The organism is Rhodococcoides trifolii (genome assembly GCF_014635345.1).
GTDB lineage: Bacteria > Actinomycetota > Actinomycetes > Mycobacteriales > Mycobacteriaceae > Rhodococcoides > Rhodococcoides trifolii.
Genome location: NZ_BMCU01000002.1, coordinates 578156 through 602391 on the forward strand (window position 1 = coordinate 578156; position 24236 = coordinate 602391).

At 65.8% G+C, this 24236-nt stretch carries 24 protein-coding genes and 1 tRNA gene; 15 read left to right on the plus strand and 10 right to left on the minus strand.

What is annotated here, in order from left to right:
* Window positions 1–80: 80 nt before the first annotated feature.
* Entirely contained in the window at window positions 81–299 is a 219-nt protein-coding gene (locus IEW02_RS09905) for a hypothetical protein (protein WP_188545359.1), read from the minus strand.
* Between the two features lie 116 nt (window positions 300–415).
* On the opposite strand from IEW02_RS09905, the gene IEW02_RS09910 reads away from it, so the two are divergent.
* The 4 genes from IEW02_RS09910 to IEW02_RS09925 all read left to right on the plus strand — a co-directional run bounded on the left by IEW02_RS09910 (window position 416) and on the right by IEW02_RS09925 (window position 5763).
* Entirely contained in the window at window positions 416–853 is a 438-nt protein-coding gene (locus IEW02_RS09910) for a nitroreductase family deazaflavin-dependent oxidoreductase (protein ID WP_188544626.1), read from the plus strand.
* 58 nt (window positions 854–911) lie between these two features.
* A complete protein-coding gene (locus IEW02_RS09915; protein WP_188545268.1) occupies window positions 912–2309 on the plus strand; it encodes a threonine ammonia-lyase in 1398 nt (465 codons plus the stop codon).
* A 113-nt stretch (window positions 2310–2422) separates the two neighbouring features.
* The gene (locus IEW02_RS09920; protein WP_188544627.1) at window positions 2423–3853 is read left to right on the plus strand and encodes a gamma-aminobutyraldehyde dehydrogenase; all 1431 of its coding nucleotides are present in this window, start codon (window positions 2423–2425) and stop codon (window positions 3851–3853) included.
* Window positions 3850–5763, plus strand: a complete 1914-nt coding sequence (locus IEW02_RS09925) for a primary-amine oxidase (protein WP_188544628.1) — start codon at window positions 3850–3852, stop codon at window positions 5761–5763. Before IEW02_RS09920 ends, IEW02_RS09925 begins: the two co-directional genes overlap by 4 nt.
* Here IEW02_RS09925 and IEW02_RS09930 read toward each other — a convergent pair.
* Complete coding sequence (locus IEW02_RS09930; protein ID WP_188544629.1) at window positions 5687–6277, minus strand: TetR/AcrR family transcriptional regulator; 591 nt, start codon at window positions 6275–6277, stop codon at window positions 5687–5689. The two genes, IEW02_RS09925 and IEW02_RS09930, sit on opposite strands and share 77 nt — an antisense overlap.
* Window positions 6278–6370: 93 nt before the next feature.
* Between IEW02_RS09930 and IEW02_RS09935 the strand changes: the two genes are divergently transcribed.
* Window positions 6371–7888, plus strand: a complete 1518-nt coding sequence (locus tag IEW02_RS09935) for an MFS transporter (RefSeq protein ID WP_188544630.1) — start codon at window positions 6371–6373, stop codon at window positions 7886–7888.
* A 36-nt stretch (window positions 7889–7924) separates the two neighbouring features.
* On the opposite strand, the gene treZ is transcribed toward IEW02_RS09935, so the two are convergent.
* Together treZ and IEW02_RS09945 are read right to left on the minus strand one after the other, a co-directional pair.
* Complete coding sequence (treZ, locus tag IEW02_RS09940; RefSeq protein WP_268236728.1) at window positions 7925–9748, minus strand: malto-oligosyltrehalose trehalohydrolase; 1824 nt, start codon at window positions 9746–9748, stop codon at window positions 7925–7927.
* The gene (locus IEW02_RS09945; protein ID WP_229745921.1) at window positions 9715–10917 is read right to left on the minus strand and encodes a lipase family protein; all 1203 of its coding nucleotides are present in this window, start codon (window positions 10915–10917) and stop codon (window positions 9715–9717) included. Before IEW02_RS09945 ends, treZ begins: the two co-directional genes overlap by 34 nt.
* 75 nt (window positions 10918–10992) lie before the next feature.
* On the opposite strand from IEW02_RS09945, the gene IEW02_RS09950 reads away from it, so the two are divergent.
* The 3 genes from IEW02_RS09950 to IEW02_RS09960 are packed head-to-tail and all read left to right on the plus strand — an operon-like array spanning window position 10993 to window position 14564.
* Window positions 10993–11634 (plus strand): LON peptidase substrate-binding domain-containing protein, encoded by a 642-nt coding sequence (locus IEW02_RS09950; RefSeq protein ID WP_229745922.1) that lies wholly within the window; start codon window positions 10993–10995, stop codon window positions 11632–11634.
* A 48-nt stretch (window positions 11635–11682) separates the two neighbouring features.
* Window positions 11683–13323 carry a phosphoglucomutase (alpha-D-glucose-1,6-bisphosphate-dependent) gene (pgm, locus tag IEW02_RS09955; RefSeq protein ID WP_188544633.1) on the plus strand — a complete coding sequence of 547 codons (1641 nt, stop codon included), beginning with the start codon at window positions 11683–11685 and terminating at the stop codon, window positions 13321–13323.
* The gene (locus IEW02_RS09960; RefSeq protein ID WP_188544634.1) at window positions 13320–14564 is read left to right on the plus strand and encodes an MFS transporter; all 1245 of its coding nucleotides are present in this window, start codon (window positions 13320–13322) and stop codon (window positions 14562–14564) included. The genes pgm and IEW02_RS09960 overlap by 4 nt, the downstream gene beginning before the upstream one ends.
* Here IEW02_RS09960 and IEW02_RS09965 read toward each other — a convergent pair.
* On the minus strand, window positions 14493–15233 hold the full coding sequence (locus IEW02_RS09965) for a VIT1/CCC1 transporter family protein (RefSeq protein ID WP_188544635.1): 741 nt from the start codon (window positions 15231–15233) through the stop codon (window positions 14493–14495). The genes IEW02_RS09960 and IEW02_RS09965 overlap by 72 nt on opposite strands.
* 82 nt (window positions 15234–15315) lie before the next feature.
* Here IEW02_RS09965 and IEW02_RS09970 point away from each other — a divergent pair, with 82 nt between their 5' ends.
* The 3 genes from IEW02_RS09970 to IEW02_RS09980 all read left to right on the plus strand — a co-directional run bounded on the left by IEW02_RS09970 (window position 15316) and on the right by IEW02_RS09980 (window position 16690).
* On the plus strand, window positions 15316–15807 hold the full coding sequence (locus IEW02_RS09970) for a MauE/DoxX family redox-associated membrane protein (RefSeq protein ID WP_188544636.1): 492 nt from the start codon (window positions 15316–15318) through the stop codon (window positions 15805–15807).
* 4 nt (window positions 15808–15811) lie between these two features.
* A complete protein-coding gene (locus IEW02_RS09975) occupies window positions 15812–16555 on the plus strand; it encodes a DsbA family protein (protein ID WP_188544637.1) in 744 nt (247 codons plus the stop codon).
* A 62-nt stretch (window positions 16556–16617) separates the two neighbouring features.
* Window positions 16618–16690 (plus strand) — tRNA-Ala (locus IEW02_RS09980).
* 70 nt (window positions 16691–16760) lie between these two features.
* On the opposite strand, the gene IEW02_RS09985 is transcribed toward IEW02_RS09980, so the two are convergent.
* Window positions 16761–17117: a histone-like nucleoid-structuring protein Lsr2 gene (locus IEW02_RS09985; RefSeq protein ID WP_188544638.1), complete on the minus strand. Its 357-nt coding sequence runs from the start codon at window positions 17115–17117 to the stop codon at window positions 16761–16763.
* A gap of 239 nt (window positions 17118–17356) precedes the next feature.
* Between IEW02_RS09985 and IEW02_RS09990 the strand changes: the two genes are divergently transcribed.
* Together IEW02_RS09990 and IEW02_RS09995 are read left to right on the plus strand one after the other, a co-directional pair.
* A complete protein-coding gene (locus IEW02_RS09990; protein ID WP_188544639.1) occupies window positions 17357–18427 on the plus strand; it encodes an N-acetylmuramoyl-L-alanine amidase in 1071 nt (356 codons plus the stop codon).
* Between the two features lie 10 nt (window positions 18428–18437).
* Window positions 18438–19430 (plus strand): CobW family GTP-binding protein, encoded by a 993-nt coding sequence (locus IEW02_RS09995; protein ID WP_229745923.1) that lies wholly within the window; start codon window positions 18438–18440, stop codon window positions 19428–19430.
* A 1-nt stretch (window position 19431) separates the two neighbouring features.
* On the opposite strand, the gene IEW02_RS10000 is transcribed toward IEW02_RS09995, so the two are convergent.
* From IEW02_RS10000 to IEW02_RS10010, 3 genes are read right to left on the minus strand one after another with little or no spacing between them, the layout of a single operon-like run.
* Window positions 19432–19845, minus strand: a complete 414-nt coding sequence (locus tag IEW02_RS10000; protein WP_188544641.1) for a molybdenum cofactor biosynthesis protein MoaE — start codon at window positions 19843–19845, stop codon at window positions 19432–19434.
* Complete coding sequence (gene moaCB, locus IEW02_RS10005) at window positions 19838–20824, minus strand: bifunctional molybdenum cofactor biosynthesis protein MoaC/MoaB (RefSeq protein WP_188544642.1); 987 nt, start codon at window positions 20822–20824, stop codon at window positions 19838–19840. Before moaCB ends, IEW02_RS10000 begins: the two co-directional genes overlap by 8 nt.
* Window positions 20821–22023, minus strand: coding sequence for a molybdopterin molybdotransferase MoeA (locus tag IEW02_RS10010; protein ID WP_188544643.1), 1203 nt, complete (start codon window positions 22021–22023; stop codon window positions 20821–20823). The genes moaCB and IEW02_RS10010 overlap by 4 nt, the downstream gene beginning before the upstream one ends.
* Window positions 22024–22101: 78 nt before the next feature.
* On the opposite strand from IEW02_RS10010, the gene moaA reads away from it, so the two are divergent.
* Both moaA and IEW02_RS10020 read left to right on the plus strand, forming a co-directional pair.
* The gene (gene moaA, locus IEW02_RS10015) at window positions 22102–23163 is read left to right on the plus strand and encodes a GTP 3',8-cyclase MoaA (RefSeq protein ID WP_188544644.1); all 1062 of its coding nucleotides are present in this window, start codon (window positions 22102–22104) and stop codon (window positions 23161–23163) included.
* Window positions 23156–23398, plus strand: coding sequence for a MoaD/ThiS family protein (locus tag IEW02_RS10020; RefSeq protein WP_188545270.1), 243 nt, complete (start codon window positions 23156–23158; stop codon window positions 23396–23398). The genes moaA and IEW02_RS10020 overlap by 8 nt, the downstream gene beginning before the upstream one ends.
* A gap of 4 nt (window positions 23399–23402) precedes the next feature.
* Here the strand turns inward: IEW02_RS10020 and nadE are convergent, their stop codons facing one another.
* Window positions 23403–24227, minus strand: coding sequence for an NAD(+) synthase (gene nadE, locus IEW02_RS10025; protein WP_188544645.1), 825 nt, complete (start codon window positions 24225–24227; stop codon window positions 23403–23405).
* Between the last annotated feature and the right edge of the window lie 9 nt (window positions 24228–24236).

Below are 24236 nucleotides of genomic sequence, written 5' to 3' on the forward strand. Positions count from 1 at the left end.
GCCGTCGGCGGCGTCGCGGCCGGAAGCAGTGGCCTGTACTTGCAGCCCGGAACGCTGCCTTTCGGTTCCTGACCGTCGATCTACGACAGCGACCGGTCGAGTCCTCGGGACTCGGCCGGTCGCTGTTTCTGTACAGCGGGGAGCCCCAGCCAGGCTGCGACGGCGATCGCTGCGCCGAGAAGTACGGCCGGCTGCAGAGACGCGGCGAGGGCGAACGTGGCGAGGAAGACCATCAGCCCGAGGGCCAATGATTCGAGCTTGTACACGGGCCACGCGGTGCCAGCGATATCGACCGTCATTGCGCCTCGTTTCGGGTGTACCGGTAGTGACTGTCAGGTTACACGCAAACTGGAGTTCGGTGTACCGAACAAATCGATCGTTGCCGGGTCGACGGGCCTCGTGTGTACTGGACTACATGCCATTGACAGGTGAATACGAACCGAGCCCATCCACGTGGGCCGCAGATCAGGCCGACCTCTACGAGAGCTCCGGCGGTACCGAGGGCACGACGATGAACGGGATGCCCGTCATCTTGCTGACGACCATCGGCAACAAGTCGGGCAAGCTGCGTCGCACGCCGTTGATGCGGGTCGAGCACAACGGCGAGTACGCGGCCGTGGCGTCTCTGGGAGGGGCACCGAAGCATCCGGTCTGGTACTTCAACGTGCAGGCAGACCCACACGTCGAGCTTCGCGACGGAACCGAGAAATGGGACATGGTTGCCCGCGAGGTGACTGGCGACGAGAAGGCGGTCTGGTGGGAACGCAGTGTCGCTGCGTACCCCGACTACGCCGACTATCAGAAGAAGACCGATCGCGAGATCCCGGTGTTCGTGCTGTCCAAGGCATCCTGAGCGCAGCTCTGCCAGGGCACAGTGGCAGCATGATCGGGTGACCGAGTCGACTGAATCCATGGTGCGGCCTGCCCTGACGGCGGACGACATCGACCAGGCCGCAGTACGTATTGCCGATGTCGTTCTGCAGACGCCTCTTGAATTCAGCGACCGGTTGTCGGTGGCGACCGGCGCCCGCGTCTACTTCAAGCGCGAGGACTTGCAGAAGGTCCGCTCGTACAAGTTGCGCGGTGCATACAACCTGATGCTGCAGCTCGACGACGCCGAGCGCGCAATCGGCGTCGTGGCGGCCAGCGCCGGGAACCACGCGCAGGGCGTCGCCTTCGCGTGTCGGCGACTGGGAGTGCGGGGGCGAATCTACGTACCCACCACCACCCCGAAGCAGAAGCGCGACCGCATCGCGTTCCACGGCGGCGATTTCGTCGAGGTGATCTCCACCGGTGTCACCTACGACGCTGCCGCGCAGGCGGCACGCGAGGACGTCGAGCGCACCGGCGCGACGATGGTTCCGCCGTTCGACGACGCCCGCACCGCCGCAGGTCAGGGCACCATCGCCGCCGAGATTCTGGCGCAACTCGGTGAGGCTCCCGGAACCGTGATCGTCCCCGTCGGCGGGGGAGGCTGCCTGACCGGAGTGGCCACCTATCTCCGGGAGCGGTCACCGAGCACGTCCATCATCGGGGTCGAGCCGTCGGGGGCCGCATCGATGACCGCCGCACTCATTGCCGGCGGTCCCGTCACCCTTCCGGACATCGACCCCTTCGTCGACGGTGCATCGGTCAAGCGCGTCGGGGCGGTTCCGTACGCGATGGTGTCCGCTCTGGGTGCACGCGTCGTCTCCCACTCCGCTCTGCCGGTGCAGTCCGCGGGAAGGCCGGAGGCCGGTCGGATCTCAGCAGCGGGCAGGCCGGAGGCCGGTCGGATCTCACCAGCGGGCAGGCCGGAGGCCGGTCGGATCGAACCAGACGGGGCCTTCGTGGTGACGCAGATCGACGAGGGTGCCATCTGCACCGCGATGCTCGAGCTGTACCAGAACGAGGGGATCATCGCCGAACCCGCGGGCGCACTGTCGGTTGCGGCCCTCGGACACATCGACGCGAGCCCCGGTGAGGTGGTCGTGTGTCTGGTCTCCGGTGGCAACAACGACGTCTCGCGGTACGGCGAGATCCTCGAGCGGTCCCTGGTTCATCTCGGTCTCAAGCACTACTTCCTCGTCGACTTCCCACAGAAGCCCGGCGCGTTGCGCGGATTCCTCAACGACGTGCTGGGCCCGGACGACGACATCACCGTCTTCGAGTACGTCAAGCGAAACAACCGGGAGACCGGCGCAGCCCTGGTGGGCATCGAATTGGGTTCGCCCCGTGGACTTTCTGCGTTGCTCGAGAGGATGGACTCCGCTCCCGTCCACGTCGAACACCTCGAACCAGGAAGCCCGGCCTACCGCTATCTGACCTGATTCGACACTGTGGTGTGTTGCCGGTCACGCTTTGGACATTTCGTTGCCCCACGGCAGGCGGCAAATCTGCGCATAATCGTGTGCAACGCCCCCACAGCGAAACGAGAGCACGCGTGTCGAACGAGCTGTTGCAGAACTACATCGACGGTCGCTTCGTGCCGTCGTCCGGAACCGAGTCGATGGACGTCGTCGACCCCACCGACGAGAAGGTCGTTGCGCGGTCGCCCATTTCGACCGCGGACGACATCGATTCCGCCGTCGCCGCGGCCGAACGGGCGTTCGCGTCGTGGAGCAAGACGACGCCGAAGGTGCGTCAAGCCGCGTTGCTGAAGTTCGCCGACGCACTCGAAGCGCACAGCGCCGAGATCGTCGACGCACAGAGTCGCAACACCGGTCAGCCGAAGGCCGTCATCGCGGCCGAGGAGGTGACGGTCGGCGCCGATCAGCTCCGCTTCTTCGCCGGCGCCGCCCGCATGCTCGAAGGAAAGTCCGCGGGTGAGTACATGGAGGGGTTCACCTCGTACGTTCGGCGTGAGCCCGTCGGCGTGATCGGTCAGGTCACCCCGTGGAACTACCCGCTGATGATGGCCATCTGGAAGATCGGACCGGCGCTCGCGGCAGGAAACACGGTGGTGCTCAAGCCGAGCGATACCACTCCCGAGAGCACGTTGGTGCTCGCGAAGATCACCAAGAACATCCTTCCCGACGGAGTCCTCAACATCGTGCTCGGTGACGGTGGGACCGGTGCAGCACTTGTCTCGCACCCCAAGGTCTCGATGGTGTCGATCACCGGATCGGTCCGCGCCGGCATCGCCGTCGCCGTGGCGGCCGCCCAGCAGCTCAAGCGAGCGCACCTCGAGCTCGGTGGCAAGGCTCCTGCCATCGTCTTCGGCGACGTCGACATCGCCTCTGCCGCACAGGGAATCGCAGAGGCGTCGTTCTTCAACGGTGGCCAGGACTGCACCGCGGTCACCCGCGTCCTGGTGCACGAGGACATTCACGACGAGCTGGTCGGTGCCCTGGTCAAGGCCGCGGACGGGCTCAAACCGGGTATGCCCGACGACCCCGACGCGTTCTACGGTCCGCTCAACAACATTCGGCATTTCACGGCGGTATCGGAGAAGGTCGCCGCCGTGGGTGAGCACGCGACGGTGGTGACCGGAGGTCACCGGGTCGGCGAGAGCGGCTTCTTCTACGCGCCCACCGTGATCACGGGTGTGCGGCAGACGGACGACATCGTGCAGGAGGAGACGTTCGGGCCGGTCGTGACCGTGCAGACCTTCTCCGACGAGTCCGAAGCAATCGACCTGGCCAACGACGTCAAGTACGCATTGGCGTCGAGTGTGTGGACGAAGGATCACGGTGTGGTGCAACGTGTCACCGCGGCACTCGATTTCGGTGCGGTTTGGGTGAACTGCCACATCCCCCTCGTTGCCGAGATGCCGCACGGAGGGTTCAAGTATTCGGGATACGGCAAGGATCTCTCGGCGTACGGCGTCGAGGACTACACCCGTATCAAGCACGTGATGAGCTCCAACTCGTGACCGACACCTTTCACCCACTGGACCCGCTGACTGCCGACGAATTCAGCGCTGCAGCAGCTCTTCTGGGCCGCGAGCATCAGGTCGGAGACGGTTGGCGTTTCGCGTCGATGGAGATGGTGGAGCCGCCCAAGGCAGAGGTGGCCGCCTTCGACGCGGACGGAACTCGACCCGATCGTCGCGCTGTCGTGGTGTGTCTGAACAGGTCCGAGAACGCGACCTACAAGGCCGTGCTGTCGCTCACCGACGACGCAGTGATCTCCTGGACACACATCCCCGACGTGCAGCCGAACTTCACCGTGGACGAGTGGGAGGAAGCCGACGCCGTACTCCGCGCGCATCCGGATGTGATTGCCGCCCTGGCGAAGCGCGGGATCACCGACATGAGCCTGGTGTTCATGGACACCTGGACCTACGGCGCCGCCGTGACTCCGGAGAAGTACCTCGGCCGGCGACTCGGATGGTCGGACACCTGGGTCAAGAAGGCCGACGGCGCCAACCCCTACGCGGGTCCGGTCAACGGCTTCCACTGCGTCATCGACGTCAACTCCATGGAGTTGCTCGAGATCGAGGATACGTTCACCGTCGAGCGTCCGGACATCATGGGGGAGTACGTACCTCGGCACATCCCGGACCGGTTCAAGGCAACGCGCGAGCCGCTGAAACCACTCGAGATCACGCAGCCGGAGGGCCCGTCGTTCACGCTCGACGGTAATCACCTGACGTGGCAGAACTGGTCTCTGCGAGTCGGTTTCAACTACCGCGAGGGCATGACCCTGCATGCGATCACCTACGACGACAACGGCCGGGAACGGTCGATCGCCAATCGGTTGTCGTTCTCGGAGATGGTGGTCCCGTACCGGGAACATTCCACCGATCACTACCGCCGTACCGCGTTCGACATCGGTGAGTGGGGCATCGGCTTCATGACCACCTCGCTCGAGTTGGGATGCGACTGCCTGGGAGAGATCCGCTACCTCGACGCGGTTCTGCACAACAGCAAGGGTGAGCCGTACACGATCACGAACGCGGTCTGTATCCACGAGGAAGACGCGGCCGTGCTCTGGAAGCACGTGGATCACGACAGCGCGGAAGTGCGTCGTATGCGCAGGCTGACGGTGTCGTTCCACGTCACCGTCGCCAACTACGAGTACCTGACCTACTGGCGGTTCTATCAGGACGGCAACATCGAGTGCGAGGTGCGCGCCACCGGCATCATGGTCGTCAGCCACTTCCCCGAGGGGCAGGCGCATCCCAGCGGGACACTCGTCGACACGCGGACCTACGCCCCCTACCACCAGCATTTCCTCGTGGCGCGGCTCGATCTGGACGTCGACGGTACCGACAACACCGTCTACGCGACGGAAACCGAAGTGGTGCCGATGGGGCCCGACAATCCCTACGGGCTGGCACTGACGCAGAAGAACACCCCGCTCGAGACCGAGAGCGCCGGCAAGCAGGATTTCGACTGGCAAAGCCAGCGCGCGTGGAAAGTGGTGAACGACAACGTCACCAACGGACTCGGGACCCGGCCCGCGTACAAACTCGTTCCAGGAGCGGCCATTCCGTCGATGTTCGACCCGGCGTCACCGGTGTTCCAGCGTGCACAGGCGATCGGCCACACGGTGTGGGTCACGCCCAACAGTCCCGACGAGCGTTGGCCGTCGGGCGAATTCGTCAATCAGTCCAGTGTCGACCACGGTCTCCCGGAGTGGACGGCGGCCGATCGTTCGATCAAGAACACCGACGTCGTCGTCTGGTACGTCTTCGGCATCCACCACATCACGCGGCCGGAGGACTGGCCGGTCATGCCCGTCGACACGGTGAACTTCTGGCTCAAGCCGGTGGGGTTCTTCGATCGGAATCCGGCGTTGAACGTGGCGCCGAGTCAGACGGGTCACTGCCACTCCTGAGCAGTCGCTCCACCACCTGACGGTGCAGGTCGGGGTCCGTGGTCGGTAGGTCCAGCAGCGCCGCGAGGTAGATGCCGTCACCGACGAGTCGGACGATCTCGGCCTGCACCGGATCGTCGAACTCGGCGCGCAGACCCTCGTCCCACAGCCGCATGACGTCGGTGACCGCCTGCTGAACCTCGCCTGGTTTGCCGTCGACGCTGCGCAGGGCGGCGATCGTGGAGCGGTACAGGGCGAGTTCTTCCGTCGTGCTGGTGTCCGGTTGCTGGAGGTACCACTCGGCGACGGACGTTCCGCCGGCGGCAGCCTCTTCGCGTTGCGCGTCCGATCGGTCGCCGAGTCGGCGGACCATTCCGGCGATCATGGCTTCCTTGGTGGGGAAGTGGTAGAGCAGACCGCCCTTGGACACACCTGCCTTCGCGGCCACGGCTTCGAGGGTCACCTGTGTGAGTCCTTGATCGAGCAGCAGCGCCTCGAGTGCGTCGAGAATTCGGTCGCGTGTCGAGGTCGTCATGAAAAGAACTGTACCGGCTGGACGGTTGTTGATACGGTGGGTGACTGTACCGGCTGGACGGTCGGTGGTGAATGTGTTCGAGGGAGAGTGGAGATGTCTGTCGTGACGGCTGCCGACGCGCAGTCGAACGAAAGGAAGGCGACGCGCAAGGACTGGCTGGGTCTGGTCGTCCTCGCCTTCGCGGTGCTGTTGATTGCTGTCGACGGCACGGTCCTCGACTTGGCGCTGCCCTTCGTGAGTGCCGACCTTGCACCGAGCAGTACCGAATTGCTGTGGATCATCGACGTGTACTCCTTCGTGCTCGCCGGCCTCCTGGTGACGATGGGCACGCTCGGTGATCGCATCGGTCGCCGACGCCTGTTGCTCATCGGTGCGGTCGGGTTCGGCATCGCTTCTGTCATCGCGGCCTGGTCCGTCAGCCCGGAGATGCTGATCGCAGCGCGTGTGCTGCAGGGTATTTCGGGTGCGACGCTCATGCCCGCGACGCTCGGTCTCATTCGCACCATCTTCACGGTTCCGCGTCAGCGCACCCTGGCCATCGGTGTGTGGGGAGCAATGGCCGGTGGTGGAGCCGCTGCCGGACCGCTGGTCGGTGGCTGGCTGCTCGAGCATTTCTGGTGGGGCTCGGTGTTCCTGATCAACGTGCCGATCATGCTGGTGCTGGTCCTCGTCGGCCCATGGGTGATCCCGGAGGCCAAAGATCCGAACCCCGGACAGTTCGATCTCGTCAGCGCGGCACTGTCGATCACCACGATGGTTCCTCTGGTCTACGCGGTGAAGGAAGGTGCAGTGCACGGACTGCACTGGTCGCTCGCGGTCATGGCCGCGATCGGCATCGCGTCCGCGTGGGTGTTCGTCCGCCGTCAGCGCAGGCTGTCGCATCCGATGATCGACCTGGATCTGTTCCTGCGGCCCATGTTCACCACCGCGGTCCTGACCAATTTGCTGTCGATCTTCGCCCTGGCCGGAGTGCTGTTCTTCGGTTCGCAGTATCTGCAGTTGGTGCTCGGAGCCAGCCCGCTCGAGGCTGGTCTGTTCCTGTTGCCGGGAACCGCGATGTCGATCGTCGCATCGCTCGCCGCGAGTGCCCTCGTTCGGCGCTGGCAACCGGGAACCGTTCTGGCTGTCGGCCTGATCGCGGCCGCGGTCGGCGCGCTTCTCCTCATCGGGCTGCGCGTGGACGGTGGACCCGCGCTGTTCGTCGCGGGATTCGTCTTGGTCGGCTTCGGTTCGGGTGTCGCGTTGACGCTGACCTCGGATCTGGTGATCAGCTCGGTCGAACCCGCTCGGGCCGGTGCCGCATCCGCGGTGTCCGAGACCGGCTACGAACTGGGAATTGCCCTGGGCGTTGCCATTCTCGGCTCCGTGGTGATGGCGATGTTCCGGTCCGGGCTCGACGTCACCGCGCTGTCCTCAGGTGACGCCGCGGCTGCTCGGGAAACGCTGGGTTCGGCTGTGGCCATTGCGAATTCGCAACCCGGGGACACAGCCGGCGCCGTCCTCGACTCCGCGCACGCCGCCTTCGTCGGCGGTATGCATGTTGCGTCCGGTATCACCGCCGTGGTCCTGCTCGCGACCGCGGGACTCGTACTACGGCTGCTGCGTAGGTAGCGCGCACCGGGCAGGTTGAAGCGGGAGACGCGCTCGCTAGTCCAACACGACGAACGAATGCCCCGGAACCGTTGTGGTGGACGCCGTCTCGTCCTGTGTCGGCGCATCCCACCACAACAGCGGGACGCCGCCGAACGGTACGGTGACCGGGTCCGGCGAGAGGTTGCACACCAACCTCACACCCGCACGGTTCACCGAGATCCAGCCCTTGTCCTCGTCGTAGTCGACGCCGATGTGGTCCAACCAGGGGTCGGTGATCTCGATGCGGTCGCGTCGCAATGCGATCAGCGACCGATAGCAATCGAGTACTCGGGCGTGCTCGTCGTCCGACACCTCGTCCCAGATCAGCTTCGACCGGTCGTAGGTGGCGACGTCCTGCGGGTCGGGGATGTCGTCACTGTCCCAGCCGTGTGACGCGAACTCGGATTTGCGACCCTCCGCCGTGGCCTTGCCCAGTTCCGGTTCCGGGTGCGAGGTGAAGAACTGGAACGGAGACGATGCATTCCACTCTTCGCCCATGAACAACATCGGGGTGTAGGGCGAGGTCAACACCAGTGCCGCCTTGATGGCGAGCTGTCCGCCGTCCAGGTAGAAGCCGGGGCGGTCGCCGATGGCACGGTTGCCCACCTGATCGTGGGTGGTGGTGTACGCGACCAACGAGCTACCGCGGATGGTGCGGACGTCGATCGGCTTTCCATGTACGCGGCCGCGGAACGACGAGTAGGTGCCGGCGTGGAAGAAGCCACGGCGCAGCGTCGTCGCCAGCGTTTCCAGATGACCGAAATCGGCGTAGTAACCCTGCTTCTCACCGGAGACGGCTGCGTGGATCGCATGGTGGATGTCGTCGTCCCACTGTGCGTCGAGGCCGTACCCGCCCGCAGCCCGCGGGGAGATCAGTTTCGGGTCGTTGAGGTCGCTCTCCGCGATCAGGGACAACGGCCGCCGTACGTGTGCCGACAGTCGTTCGGTCTCGATGGCCAGCTGCTCGAGGATGTGCACAGCGCGGTTGTCGGCGAGGGCATGCACGGCATCGAGTCGCAGCGCGTCGACGTGGAAATCCGACAGCCAGCGCAGCGCGTTCTCGATGATGTAGCGCCGCACCGGGTCCGAATGTTCTTCGGCGACGTTGACGGTCTGACCCCAGGAGTTGGCGCCCTGCGACATGTACGGCCCGAACTTCTCCAGGTAATTCCCCGACGGCCCGAGGTGGTTGTAGACCACGTCGAGAACCACGCCGATTCCTCTGGCGTGGCACGCGTTCACCAGACGCTGCAGTCCGTCGGGTCCGCCGTATCCCTCGTGCACGGTGTACCAGAGAACGCCGTCGTAGCCCCAGTTGTGCGTGCCGTTGAACCCGTTGACGGGCATGATCTCGACGAACGTCACACCCAGATCGACGAGGTGGTCGAGCTTCGCGGCCGCCGCGTCGAACGTGCCTTCGGCAGTGAACGTTCCGATGTGCAATTCGTAGATCACCGAACCGGGTAGCCGGCGCCCGGTCCAGGACTCGTCGGTCCACACGTCGGTGTCGAGGGTGTGCAGGGCCGACGCTGCATGGACTCCGTCGGGTTGCCGCGGCGACCGCGGGTCGGGAATCACGGCATCGTCGTCGTCGATCAGAAACCCGTACCGGGCGCCGTCGGCAGCAGGGACCTCGGCGGTCCACCAGCCCTGTGACGACTTCGTCATCGGATGAACGGTGCCGTCGACCGATACTCGGACGGTGTCGGGAGTCGGGGCCCAGACCTCGAATACGTGGGATTCCATGTTGACATCCTTACCCAGTTCCGCCCCGTACGAACACCGAGACGGACGTGGCGCGGGACTCAGCAGTTGGTGGGTGCAGGAACCCCGGCGAATCGATCGCCCAGGTACCCGAACGCACCGGGTGCACCGGCGAGAATTGCGGCCCCGTGATCGGCTCCGGGTAGGACCGCGAACTGGACGCGAGCGCCGGACGCGCAGTACCGGCCGACCGTTTGCTGCACCGCATCCAGCGAGACCAGAGTGTCTGCGCCACCGTGATATTGATAGACGGGTGCGGTCGGGACGCCGGGGTAGAACTGAAGGCTGTTCTCCGCGAGTACCGCTCGCGCGGACGGGTCGGCGGCGAAGTCGGTGGTGGTCACCGAGGGGAGACTGCCGCCGCGCCCGTCGGCCAGAATCTGGTCCGTGCACGCATTGGCCACTCGGCCGGCGAGGGAGCGCCCGTTGTCGTTCAGCGCAGCGCCGAAGTCGAAGCGTCCGGGGTACTCGCGTTCGAGGCCCATCGAGGCGGCGAAGCCCAGTCCGAACGAGTCGGACGGCGAGGATCCCACCTCCGCGCCGAGTCGGCCGATGTCGGCAGGTACGCCACCCGCCGCAACGCCGACGATGTTCAGCTCCGGCGCGTACGAGGGTGCCAGTGCGGCTGCCCATTCCGACGCCATGCCGCCCCCGGAGTATCCGGCCAGGCCGACCGGGCTCGCCCCGAGACCGAGTTCGCCTGCCCGTTGTGCCGCGCGTACACCGTCGAGAACGATGCGGCCACCGAGCTTCGCCGCGCCGTATGCGCTGGTGGGGCCGAGGTGATCGGGAACCGCGACGGCCCATCCCCGCGCGAGCAGGGCGTTCAGAACGGGCGCTTCCTGCATGCCGCCGGCGAACAGAGTGTGCGACGGTGCGCACTGCAGTCCGAGAGCATTCGTGAACGGCTGGTACGACACGAGGGGACGATTGTTCCCACCGCCCGGAGGTACCAACACGGTGGTGACGGCTGCGATCGGATCTCCGGCGGAGTTCTCGGACCGGAACTGGACCTGCGTTGCGGTGGCACCGGGGAAACCGACAGCCGGTACCGACCTCGTCCGCAGGACATCGCCGTCACGCGCAGACCCGAGATTGCCCGGGGCCGAATAGAAGCCGTCTGCGTCCGGAGCCGGATAGATGGGTGCGGCCGATGCTGTACCGGGCACCGCGACGACCGTTCCCACCGCCGCGGCGACGGCGATCAACGAGCGGATGGACAGCCGTGCGGTGCGTGATGTCACGCGAAGCACTTCGCTACCGCTGCAGGTGCCGGATGGGTCTTCCGGCACAACCGAGAGAAGGTGCATGCTGAAGAGGTGTCCGATACCGGTGTTTACGAGCTCCCGATGTTCCCCCTCGGATCTGTGCTGCTGCCGGGTGAGGCATTGCCGCTGCACGTCTTCGAACCGCGGTACCGGGCAATGGTCGACGCCTGCATGGCGGCCGACGACGGGCCGCGCTTCGGAGTCGTTCTCATCGAGCGTGGACACGAGGTGGGCGGCGGTGACACCCGCGGCGACATCGTGACGGTGGCGGAGATCGGACGGTGTCTCCCGCTGCCCGACGGCAGGTACGTTCTCGAGTGTGTGGGCCGCACGCGAGCGAAGGTCACCGAATGGCTCGAGGACGACCCCTATCCGAGAGCGATGCTGCGGGACTGGCCGGACGAGCCGCGTACCGTCGCGGTGAACCTGGGACCCGTGGTCGAACGCACGCGGACGCTCCTGGACATCCTGTCGGAACTGGCTGCGGCGCAAGGTGAAGCGCCGCCGTCACTGCCCATTCTCGACGCGTTGACCGAGGACGACGTCTTCGCGCTCGCGGCGGCACTTCCGCTCGGACCGTCGGACCGGTTGCGTATTCTCGCCGCGCCTGACGTCGAGGCTCGCGTCGCCGCACTCGCCGACGCTCTGGACGACGTCATTGCGGTCGCGGAGTTCTCACGCCTGCCGTCCTGATGGGCGCTAATGTCATGGGTCGGGGAATGACGACCAAGGAGAGAAGTCGTGGCACACGATCGGGCAGGACAAGTTGCGGCGCCGTCGGATCTGGAGGATCTGCCTCATCTGGTGACGACCTACTACAGCGTCACACCGGACGTCGACGATCCGGATCAGCAGGTCGCCTTCGGAACGTCCGGGCACCGTGGGTCGAGTCTCGACGGTGCGTTCAACGAAGCGCACATCATCGCGACCACGCAAGCGATCGTGGAGTACCGCGCGGCGCAGGGGACGACCGGGCCGTTGTTCATCGGGCGCGACACACACGCGTTGTCGGAGCCGGCGTGGACCACTGCGCTCGAGGTGCTCGCCGCCAACGACGTTGCCGTGCTGATCGATTCGGGTGATCGCTACACGCCGACTCCCGCTGTCTCACATGCCATTCTGCGACACAACGCGTCCGGTCCGAGCGCGCAGGCCGACGGTATCGTCGTGACGCCGTCGCACAATCCACCGCGCGACGGTGGGTTCAAGTACAACCCGCCCAACGGTGGACCCGCCGACACGGATGCGACATCCGTCATCGCTGCCCGCGCGAACGAGATTCTGCGCAAGGGTGTTTCGTCGGTCAAGCGCGTCACGCTGGCGCGGGCACTCGCCGGTTCGGTCGAGAAGTACGACTACCTCGGCACCTACGTCGACGATCTCGACTCCGTCCTGGACATCGACGCCATTCGTGGTGCGAGCGTGCGGATCGGCGCCGACCCACTCGGTGGTGCGAGCGTGGACTATTGGGACGCCATCGCCCAGCGGCACAACCTGGATCTGACCGTCGTCAATCCCTTGGTCGACGCCACGTGGCGGTTCATGACCCTCGACACCGACGGCAAGATCAGGATGGACTGCAGCTCGCCGAATGCCATGGCCTCTTTGATTTCTGCGCGCAACGACTACGACATCTCGACCGGCAACGACGCCGATTCCGACCGTCACGGGATCGTCACCCCCGACGCCGGTCTGATGAATCCCAACCACTTTCTCGCCGTCTCGATCGACTACCTGTTCTCGCACCGGCCGGGATGGTCGCCGTCCGCCAAGGTCGGCAAGACGCTCGTCAGTTCGTCGATGATCGACCGTGTCGTGGAATCTCTCGGGCGCCCTCTGCTCGAGGTTCCGGTCGGGTTCAAGTGGTTCGTTCCGGGTCTGCTGACCGGCAACCTCGGCTTCGGCGGTGAGGAGTCGGCGGGAGCGTCGTTCCTGCGCAAGGACGGTCGAGTGTGGACCACCGACAAGGACGGCATCATCATGGCGCTGCTCGCCTCGGAGATCACCGCGGTGACGGGCAAGACCCCGTCGCAGCGGTACGCCGAGTTCGCCGACCGGTTCGGCGCGCCCACGTATGCGCGAACCGACGCACCGGCCGATCGGGAACAGAAAGCGTTGCTGGCCAAGCTGTCTGCGGATCAGGTGAAGGCCACGACGCTCGCGGGCGAACCCATCACCGCAATCCTCACCACGGCGCCCGGTAACGACGCAGCCCTCGGCGGACTCAAGGTCACCACCGAGAACGCCTGGTTCGCGGCGCGGCCGTCGGGTACGGAAAACGTGTACAAGATCTACGCCGAGTCGTTCCTCGGTGACAAGCATCTGGCCGAAGTGCAGTCGGCGGCACGTGATCTGGTGTCGTCCGTCCTGAGCGGAGCGTGAGTCGCCCCGCACCGATAGGTCGTGAGATCTGGATTCTGATCTCGGCGAGCTTCGTCATCGCTCTCGGCTTCGGAATCGTCGCACCCGCGCTTCCTCTGTTCGCGCGCGAGTTCGGCGTGAGCGTCACCGCTGCTTCGGCCATCGTGTCGCTGTTCGCGCTCATGCGTCTGGTGTTCGCACCACCTGCAGGCTGGCTGGTGCAGCGATGGGGAGAGCGTCCGGTCTACCTGGTGGGTCTTCTGATCGTGGCCGTGTCGACGGCCGCGTGCGCGTTCGCGGCGAACTACCCACAGCTGCTGATCTTTCGGTCGATCGGCGGGATCGGATCCACGATGTTCACGGTGTCCGCACTCGGATTGCTCATTCGTGTCAGCCCGCCGGAAAGTCGCGGTCGAGTCGCCGGCTTGTACGCCACCAGCTTCCTGGGCGGAACCATCGGCGGCCCCCTGGTGGGAAGCGCGCTGGTCGGGTTCGGGCTGAGGGTGCCGTTCTTCATCTACGCCGTCGCGCTGGTGATCGCCGCATTCGTGGTGTTCGTCGCCCTGAAGACTCCGGCCGAGGTTGCCGTCACGTCGGGAGAAGAGCCCGTCACGCTCCGGCTGCGCGACGCGTGGGCGATGTCGCCGTATCGGGCGGCGCTCGCGTCCAGCTTCGCGAACGGGTGGGCCGTGTTCGGGGTGCGAGTCGCGGTGGTCCCGCTGTTCGTCGTCGAGGCACTGAACCGCTCGGCGGCCGTGACTGGCGTGGTACTCACGGTGTTCGCCGTGGGTAATGCGTTGACGCTGTTCCAGGCGGGACGACTGTCCGATCGGCGCGGGCGCAAACCCTTCCTCGTCGCGGGCCTCGCGGTGTGTGGGGTGGCCACCATCGCCATGGGCCTCTCGCAGAACCTCGTCGTGTTCCTGGTGGTGACGTTCGTGGCGGGGCTCGGCAGCGGCGCCATCAATCCCGTGCAGCAGGCCGCAGTGGCCGACATCGTCGGATCGAAGGCGCGTGGGGGCCCGGTACTTGCCGCGTTCCAGATGGCGTCGGACGTCGGCGCCGTGATCGGTCCCATCGTCGCGGCCATGCTGATCGGGGTGTCCTACGGCGTCGCGTTCGGCGTCACCGGCGCCATCCTCGTGGTGGCCGCCCTGGCGTGGGTCGTCGTTCCCGACACCCTCGTCCGGTCAGGCAATCCCGACGCCGATGAGAGCGCCGACGCCGTAGGTCGCGGCGACGGCAACCGCACCGAAGGCTAGTTGCCGAGCTGCGCCCACGAGCGTGGACTGAGACGTGTAGTGCGCCGCCAGCGCCCCCGCCACCACCAGACCGGCTGCGCCACAAGCCAGACCGGCAGTCAGTGAGGCGAACCCGAGCAGGTACGGAAGCAGCGGGACGATCGCACCGAGTGCGAACAACACGAACGACGATCCGGCCGCGACGAAGGGCGAGGGCTTCTCGTCCGGATCGATACCCAGTTCCTGCGCAATGTGAAAGTTGACCGCACGGTCGGAGTCGGCGTGAATCTCGGTTGCGGCCGTTTCCGCTGTCCCGTCACTCATGCCCATGTCGGTGAGCATGGTGACCAGTTCGGCACGCTCGGCTTCCGGATGATTCGCGAATGCTGCCTTCTCCACGTTCACCTCGGCGTCGATCTGCTCGTTCTGCGTCGAGACGGAGGTGAACTCGCCGAGAGCCATCGAGAACGCCCCAGCGACGAGCCCGGCGATACCCGACAGGACGACAGTGTGCGAGGACACACCCGCACCGCCGACGCCGGCGATCAGTGAGGTGTTGGTCACCAGCCCGTCCATCGCTCCGAAGGTGGCTGCGCGCAACCAGCCACCGGACACGTCGGCGTGGGAGTGGTCGAAGTCGTGTGGAGCGGGATCACCAGCGGTCCTGGCGGTTGCATTCGTGTCGGTCACGCTGGCGAAAGTACTCGCGTCGTGAGTCCTCTACCAGCAAGCTTTGGCATACCTACCGCAGTACGCCGGTACTGTGTCCGGGGTGTGGAGGCAATGGATCTCGGTGGTGGCGCGCGTCGGGCTGGCCGCTGTGTGGCTCGTCTCGGGTGGCCTCAAGGCCGTCGATCCGACGCAGACGATCGTGGCCGTGCGCGCCTATCGCCTGCTGTCGGAGGACTGGGTGCGTCCGGTCGCGAACGCGCTGCCGTTCCTCGAAATCGGGCTCGGGTTGTTCCTTCTGATCGGCTTGGGTGTGCGCGTCGTGGCCTCGCTGTCCGCGGTGGTGCTGCTCGTTCTGATTTCGGTGATCGTCAGTGTGTGGGCCCGCGGAATGTCGATCGATTGTGGATGTTTCGGCGGCGGGGGAGCGGCGGACGTCGATGCATGGGATTACGTTCGAGAAATTGCCCGCGATCTCGGATTCATGGTGCTGGCCGGGTGGCTGATCGCATTCCCACGGACCCCGGGTGCACTGGGGCCTCGGTCGCGCTCGGGAACCTTCTCAGGGCGCACTCAGTCGGACATGGCACAGTAATTTCGTGACCGACAAGAAAGCCAGGCCGAGCAAGTACAACCCCCAGCCGACCTCGAGTAAATCCACATACATTCTCGGCGGACTGGCCATTCTGGTCATTGCTGCCGTGGTGATCGGCGGCGTCTTCTGGCAGAAGAGCAGAAGTGAGCCGCGCGCCGACGGGTACGGCACCGTGCAGAACGCGGACGTCCAGATCGCCGTTCTGGAACAAGGGATCGTGAGCGTCGGACTGCCGTCTGCGACGAAGACCGTCGACGTGTACGAGGACCCGATGTGCCCGTACTGCGCCGAGCTCGAGAACACGCACGGTCAAGAACTTGCGCAGAAGATCGACGCCGGAGCGGTCACCGTCCGCTACCACATGCTCGATTTCCTGAACCAACTGTCGGCCAGCGGCGACTACAGCACCCGTGCGGTTGCGGCGTCGCAGTGTGTCGCGGCATCGGAGTCCGCAGTCGTCTACTCGAAGTTCCACAGCACGCTCTTCGCGCCGGACTTCCAGCCCGCGGAGAAGGGCAGCAGCGATCATTCCAACGACGATCTGGCCCAGCTCGCACGTGATTCCGGAGGATCGGACGCCTCGGCCCAGTGCATCACGAACGGGGCGCAGGCGTCGTCGGCCGCGTCCAACGCAGCTGCCGCTCGTCAGGCTCTGGCCGCCACGGGGTCGTCGGGAACGCCGACCGTCGTCGTGGACGGGGGCATCGTCGACGCTCTGGGAAACAAGAACTGGGTGGCCGATCTCTGACGCGTCGACGCGATTTGTCGGTCGCCGCAATGGTGGTGTAACTTCGGTCGGGCGTTCTGCTCGGGGCTATGGCGCAGCTGGTAGCGCACCACACTGGCAGTGTGGGGGTCAGGGGTTCGAGTCCCCTTAGCTCCACCGAAGAACGAGAAAACGAGATCCCCGCACCGAGTCGGTGCGGGGATCTCGTCGTTGTGTGCGCGTCGTACTACCGGTGACGTCCATTGTGTGCAGCGTCGTAGGCCTGCTGTATGTCGGCGGAGATGCGACCCCGTGCGGACACTGTGTGACCGTTCTCGCGCGCCCACTCACGAACGGCTTTGGTCAGATCGGGGTCACGACGCTGGGTTGTCGCCGGAGAGGTCGATCGACTTCGCCGTCCGTCGATCTTGGTCGCGAAGTCGATGTAGTAATCGAGTTTTCGATGAAACTCCGCTGCGTTCTCGTCGTTGAGATCGATCTCGTATTCGACGCCACCGACGGCGAACTGGATGTGCTCGCCACCGTCTTCGATCGGCTCCTGATCGATATCGTCGACCAGCTGAACCACGACCTTCTTAGCCATGTATTGCTTCTCTCGGGGTCATAGTTTCGGATTTCAATTCGACATTACGCCCATTGTCTTGGATAACTGAATCGGGCGTGAATGTTCTATTGGTCCGGAACGCAAGATTAATGTTTTAACGAAATTGAGGTCACGACGCGGTCACGGCCGGCTACCGATTCGATCAGCTCCTGTCGCCCGGCGAAGGCTTCTGGTACAGATGTGACTGAAGTTGTGTGTGTTAGCTGCTGAGGAGAAACGTGAAGAAACTCGTGACCGCCGCCGGCCTGTGCGCAGGCGTGTTCCTCGCATCCGCTGTGACCACCGCGCCCTTGGCGCAGGCGGCGCCCGCCACCGGAACGGAGTTGGCGGGCAAGACGGTCTTCCTCGACCCCGGGCACCAGGGAACCAACCACACGGAGAACCTGTCCAAGCAGGTGAGCGACGGTCGCGGCGGAACCAAGGACTGTCAGACCACCGGAATGACCGCTCTCGGCGGAACTCCGGAACACACGATCACCTGGAACGTGGCTCAACTGGTCAAGACCAGCCTCGAAAGCGTCGGCGCCAAGGTGGTCATGAGCCGCGCCGACGACTCCGGGTGGGGCGGCTGCGTCGACGACCGTGCCAAGGCTGCCAACGCATCCGGAGCTCAGGTGGCGGTCAGCATTCACGCCGATTCCACCAGTACCGGATCGGACGCGCAGAACCACGGCTTCCACGTGATCGTGCCGACACTTCCCATCCCCGACGCCACCGCGAACGAGGTGCAGACCGGTGCCGGACGCACCGCGTCGACCGACATGCGCGACGCATACGAAAAGGCCGGATTCACCGGCGCGAACTACGCCGACGTCAAGGACGGCATCCAGGAACGCAGCGACATCGCGGGGCCGACTCTCACCACCGTTCCCGACGTCTTCCTAGAAATGGGCAACGGGTCCAACCCGGACGACGCCAAGATCCTCGAAAGCACCGAGGGACAGGTCAAACACGCCATCGCCATCACCACGGGCATCGTGGACTACTTGCTGACCGGGACGCCGGCTGCCACCCCGGCCACCGCGACACCGCCGACCACCACGATGCCGTCCGCGACACCGCCGTCCGCACCGACCGCCGCTCCCGTCCCCTCCACGCCCGCCGCGGCAGGGGCGACAACATTGCCCAGCGGGCTCGCAAAACAGTTGTCCGTGCTGACGCCACTGCTGGAGTCGTTCGGCCTCACCGGAATCGATCGACTGCTGACCGACAAGAACGTCGATGCAGTCCTCACCATCGTCAGTACCCTCTTCGGAAAGTTGCTGGCCGCGCCGTCCTCGGGCGGGTGAGACTGTCGACGTGGTGGAACGAATTCCGGTCCTGGTCGTCGCCGGGTTTCTGGGCTCCGGCAAGACGACCCTGCTCAACCATCTTCTCCGGTACAACAACGGCCTGCGGATAGGCGTCGTCGTCAACGACTTCGGCTCGGTCAACATCGATTCGATGTTGGTGGCAGGGCAGGTCGACGGAGTCGTATCGCTCGGCAACGGATGCCTGTGCTGCGCGGTCGATGTCAGTGATCTCGACGAGATGTTCGCGGTGCTCACCGGTCCGGGTTCACCGGTCGATGCAATCGTCGTGGAGGCGAGCGGACTCGCCGAGCCGCGCAACATGATTCGACTCGTTCTCGGGTCCGAGAACGACCGGTTGCGGTATGGCGGTCTGGTCGTGGTGGTCGACGCCGCGGAGTTCGAGCACACGTCCGCGGATCATCCGGAACTCGCGACCCACCTCGCACTGGCCGACCTCGTGGTCCTCAACAAGGCCGATCGGGTTGCACCCGAGGACATCGAGGCATTGTCGAACTCCGTACGGACGACAGCCCCGGAGGTTCCCATCGTGGCGACGTCGCGCGGTGTGGTCGACGTCGGTCTCTTGTTCGACCTCCCCGACCGCGGACCCGCCACCGTGCCGGTGCAGATGACTCTCGACGATCTTCTGCGGGAGGACGACCACGATCACGACACCCACCTGCACGACCGGTTCTCCGCGCTCACCTTCCGCGCCGAGACTCTGGACCCGCGTGCGTTCGTCGCGTTCCTGGAGAACCCGCCGGTCGGGTTGTATCGGTCGAAGGGTTTCGTCGACTTCGGCGGCGCCGGGCGGCGTTTCCTGGTGCACACCGTCGGTCGACACATCGCCTTCGAGCCGGTGAGGAGGCCCGGAACGGAGTTGGTCCTCATCGGATCGGGCACCGACACCGGTGCGATCGAGTCCGAACTGACGGCCATGCAGCGAGCCGAACCGGCAACCGACGCGCAGATGCTGGTGGTCCACCGCTACGTGCGGTGATCTACAACCCGACCCACTCGGACGTGCCTTCGGGGAATTGCTGCCGTTTCCAGATGGGCACTTCGACCTTGATGCGATCGACGAGGGCAGTGCACGCCGCAAAGGCGTCGCCCCGGTGCGGCGCCGCGACGGATGCGACGAGCGCGATGTCGCCGACCACGAGGGGACCGACGCGGTGCATCGCCGCCACGGGCAAACCGAACTCCGAAGAGATGCTCTCGCAACAGGTTCGAAGAAAACGCTCTGCGTCGGGGTGTGCTTGATACTCGAGCGCCGACACGGTGCGGTCGTGATCGTGGTTGCGGACGACTCCCGACATGGTGACCACAGCACCGTGTTCCGGACCGGACACGGCTCGATCGACCGTGGCGGGGTCGATCGGATCGGAGGTGATGACGGCGACGACGTCACTCATCGTGGCTTCCCTTCCCGGCTACCTGAGCGATCAGATGCTCGACGACGGGGTCCAGCACGGCCAACCCGTCCTTGACTCCTCCCGGTGACCCGGGGAGGTTGACCACCACGGTCCGCCCGGCGACACCGACGAGTCCGCGGCTGAGCGACGCATGGGGAGTGACCGCAATTCCCTTCTGGCGAATGGCTTCCGCCAACCCGGGCAGCTCTTGGTCCAGTACCGCCCTGGTCGCTTCGGGGGTCGCGTCGGTGGGAGAGACGCCGGTGCCACCGGTGGTGACGACGAGGCTCGGGCCGCCACGCAGCGCGTCGTCGATACCGGACGCGATGTCGGCGTCGGCCACCACGAGCGGGCCGCGAACGTCGAAGTTGCGCTGCGACAACCACTCTGCGATCCGAGGCCCGGTGGTGTCCTCCCGCGTTCCCAGCGCGCCGCCGGTCGAGGCAACGACGACCACTGCCGATCGTGGACCGCAGCGCGCGGGTGCCCCCGCGGGTGCAGAACCCTCGCGCTGCCAGTGACCTCGCTTGCCGCCGTCCTTGCTGATCAATCGGACGCTCTCGATCGATGCGGCCGGATCGACCGCCTTGACCATGTCGTGCAACGTCAATCCTGCAATCGACACCGCCGTCAGCGCTTCCATCTCCACACCGGTCGGACCTGTCGTCTTTGCCGTGGCCTCGATGGTGATGGACACGTCGGTGAAGCCGAACGACACCACCACCGACGACAACGCAAGTGGGTGGCACAACGGGATGAGGTCCGCTGTCCGCTTGGCACCGGCAATTCCGGCGATGCGCGCAGTGGAGAGCACGTCGGCCTTGGGCATGCCGTCGGCGCGCACGAGCCGCAGCACCTCGGCCGTCGTGCGTAGCTCACCGGCGGCCACGGCCACCCGGACGGTGTCGGCCTTACCGCTCACGTCCACCATGCGGGCCCTGCCGTCGCCGTCGACGTGGGAAAAAGAAGTCTCGCTCACAGCTCCCACACTCGCACACGGGTACCGGGCGCCACGTCGACGACGTCCGCGGGGATGTCGACGAGAACGTCTGCGCTCGCCATCGTCGCAACGAGGTGCGAGCCGGCGCCGCGGGTGGTGACGACACCCGTCGGGGTGCGTTGGCCCCGCAGGAACTGCCTCCGCCCCGGCACCGAACGCACGGCGGCGTCGAGCGTCGCGAACTCCGGTTCGGCCACCGGCAGTCCGGCCGCACGGCGAATCAGCGGCCTCGCGAACACGATGTAGGAGACGAGAGTGCTCACGGGATTTCCGGGAAAGTTCAAGATCGGTGTGCCCTCGACGGTTGCCGTTCCCTGCGGCCCGCCCGGTTGCATCGCCACGTGTCCGAACCGGCCGCCGAGCGGAGTCAGGACGTCGCGGACCACTTCGAAGTCGCCCATCGACACCCCGCCGGAGGTGAGTACGACGTCCGCGACAGCGATGGCGTGACGCAGGATTCGAGAGAACTCGTCGAGCGAGTCGGTGCTGCGCGCCCGGAACACGACGTCCCCGCCGTCGTCGATCACGCTCGTGGCCAACGTCAGACCGTTCGAGTCGTAGATCTGGCCGGGCCCAAGGGTGTGGCCGACGTCGACCAGTTCCTTGCCCGTCGCGATCACCGCGACGCGCGGCCGTCGACGCACCGGGACGACGGACAACCCGGCGGCGGCGAGTGCGCCGAGATGACGTGGACGCAGAACGACACCCGCGGGCAGAAGTGTGGACCCGGCGCTGATGTCACTGCCCCGGTCGCGTACGAATTCGCCCGTTCGGCGTGCGACCCGAACGGTGACGGTGTCGCCCCGAACGTCCGTGTCCTCGACGGGAACGATGGCGTCGGCGCCGTCCGGAACCGGTGCGCCCGTCATGATGCGTCGGGCGGTCCCCGGAACGTGCGCGTCGCCCACAGGGTCACCGGCTGCGATGGTGCCGAGGATGTCCAGGGCCACCGGCGCGGACGCGACCGAAACAGCGTCGACAGCGAATCCGTCCATCTGCGAGTTACGAAACAACGGGAGGTCGACGGGGGCGAGGACCGACTCGGCGACGACCCGGCCGAGGGCGTCGGACACCGACGACTCCTCGGTGGAGGCCTCGAGAATCGCCCCCAGCATCGAGGCGATCAGGGCAGAATGCTCGTCGACCGATGGCGGAGAGACCACGTGCGCACCGGACATGGCGATTATCCTAGGCACCGGTTGGGCATACTGGAGCGAACAGACACGAAACATGGGATGAGTGGGAGTGGTGAGCGAATGACGGCGGTGAGCATGGGCATACCGACTCTGCGACTGTCCACACCTTCTGCCACCGACGATCGGCCCGACGAACCGCTGCTGCTGGACCGTTTCGGACGCGTCGCGCGCGACTTGAGGATCTCGATCACCGAGAAGTGCTCCCTGCGCTGCACGTACTGCATGCCGGCCGAGGGCCTACCGGCGATCGCGCCCGAGAAGCTGCTGTCGGCAGCCGAGATCGCGCGGGTGGTGGGAATTGCCGTGCACCGTCTGGGAATCCAGGACGTTCGCTTCACCGGTGGAGAACCTTTGGTGCGCCGAGACCTCGTCGACATCGTGGCACGCTGCTCCGCAGCGGCACCGGGTGTGTCGATGGCGATGACAACCAATGCGATCGGCCTCGACCGGCGCGCGCGCAGCCTCGCCGAGGCGGGCCTGACTCGGGTGAACGTCTCGCTCGACACCGTCGATCGCCGACACTTCGAAACTCTCACGCGCCGCGACCGCCTACCCGCGGTGATGGCCGGAATCGACGGCGCCCTCGCCGAAGGTCTGTCGCCGGTGAAGATCAACGCGGTGCTGATGCCCGAAACACTGCACGGTGCAACGGATCTGCTTGCGTGGTGTCTCGATCGCGGGGTCCGCCTCCGCTTCATCGAACAGATGCCGCTCGACGCAGACCACGAATGGGACCGAAGCTCGATGGTCGACGCCGAGACTCTGCTCGACGTCCTCGGCCGCCGGTTCGATCTCACCGAGGTAGGCCGCGACGATCCGTCCGCGCCGGCCGAGGAATGGGAAGTCGACGGCGGGCCCTCGACAGTCGGAATCATTGCCTCCGTGACGCGTTCGTTCTGCTCCGATTGCGATCGAACCCGCCTGACCGCCGAGGGCACCGTGCGGTCGTGCCTGTTCTCCGACACCGAAACCGACATTCGCGGGGCTCTGCGCGGCGGCGCCACGGACGAGGAGATCGCCGACCTCTGGCGCGGCGCGATGTGGAACAAGTGGGCCGGCCACGGTATCGACGCCGAGGGCTTCGAACCGCCGGCACGCTCGATGGGTGCGATCGGTGGTTGAGGTGCGGTATTTCGCGGCCGCCGCCGACGCCGCCGGGACCGAGAAGGAGACGGTGTCCTTGCCCGACGGCGCCGATCTCGCGCAGCTGTCCGCGGTGTTGTCGGACTCGCACGGTTCCAAGCTGGCAGAAATCCTCAGCGTCTCCGCATTCCTGGTCGGCGACGACTTGACCAGGGACAGAAGCGTTGTCGTGGGACCGCGAGTGGATGTGCTGCCGCCGTTCGCGGGCGGTTAGACCGCTATTTCCACCAGTCGTCCGCGGGTGTGACGGGGACGGTGCGCTTGTGGCGGGTCTGCACGAACATCGTCTCGATGCGCTCTGCGGCCTCCTCCGAGACCGTCTCACCCTCGAGGTAGTCGTCGATCTGGCTGTAGGTCACACCGAGTGCGACCTCGTCCGGAAGCGCCGGACGGTCGTCCTCGAGATCGGCGGTGGGTACCTTGCTCCACGTGCTGTCCGGCGCGCCCAGGTGACGAAGGAGAGCGGCACCCTGTCGTTTGGTCAAACCGGTGAGCGGAGTCAGGTCGACGCCGCCGTCACCGAACTTGGTGAAGAACCCGGTGACGGCCTCCGCAGCGTGGTCGGTACCGACCACGAGATGCCCGAGCTCACCGGCCAATGCGTACTGTGCCACCATGCGGGTGCGTGCTTTGATGTTGCCGCGCACGAAGTCTCGCAACCGGTCGACACCCAGAGCAGATGCAGCCGAAGCCCCGTTGGCGTCTGCGGCCGGTGCGATGTCCACGGTGACGGTGCGGTCGGGTCGGATGAATTCGAGTGCGATGACCGCGTCCGCCTCGTCGGCCTGCACGCCGTAGGGGAGTCGCACGGCAACGAATTCCGCCTCGCCACCATCCGCGCGAACCCGTTCGGCCGCAAGCTGACACAGTCGGCCCGTGAGGGTGCTGTCCTGACCTCCGCTGATGCCCAGCACGAAGCCGCGCGCCGGAGTGGCGGCCAGATATGCCGCGAGGAAACCGACTCGAGTCTCGATTTCCGTCGCCGGATCGATGGTCGGGCGCACGGCGAGCTCGTCGATGATCGCGTTCTGTAGATCGCTCATGTCACCATC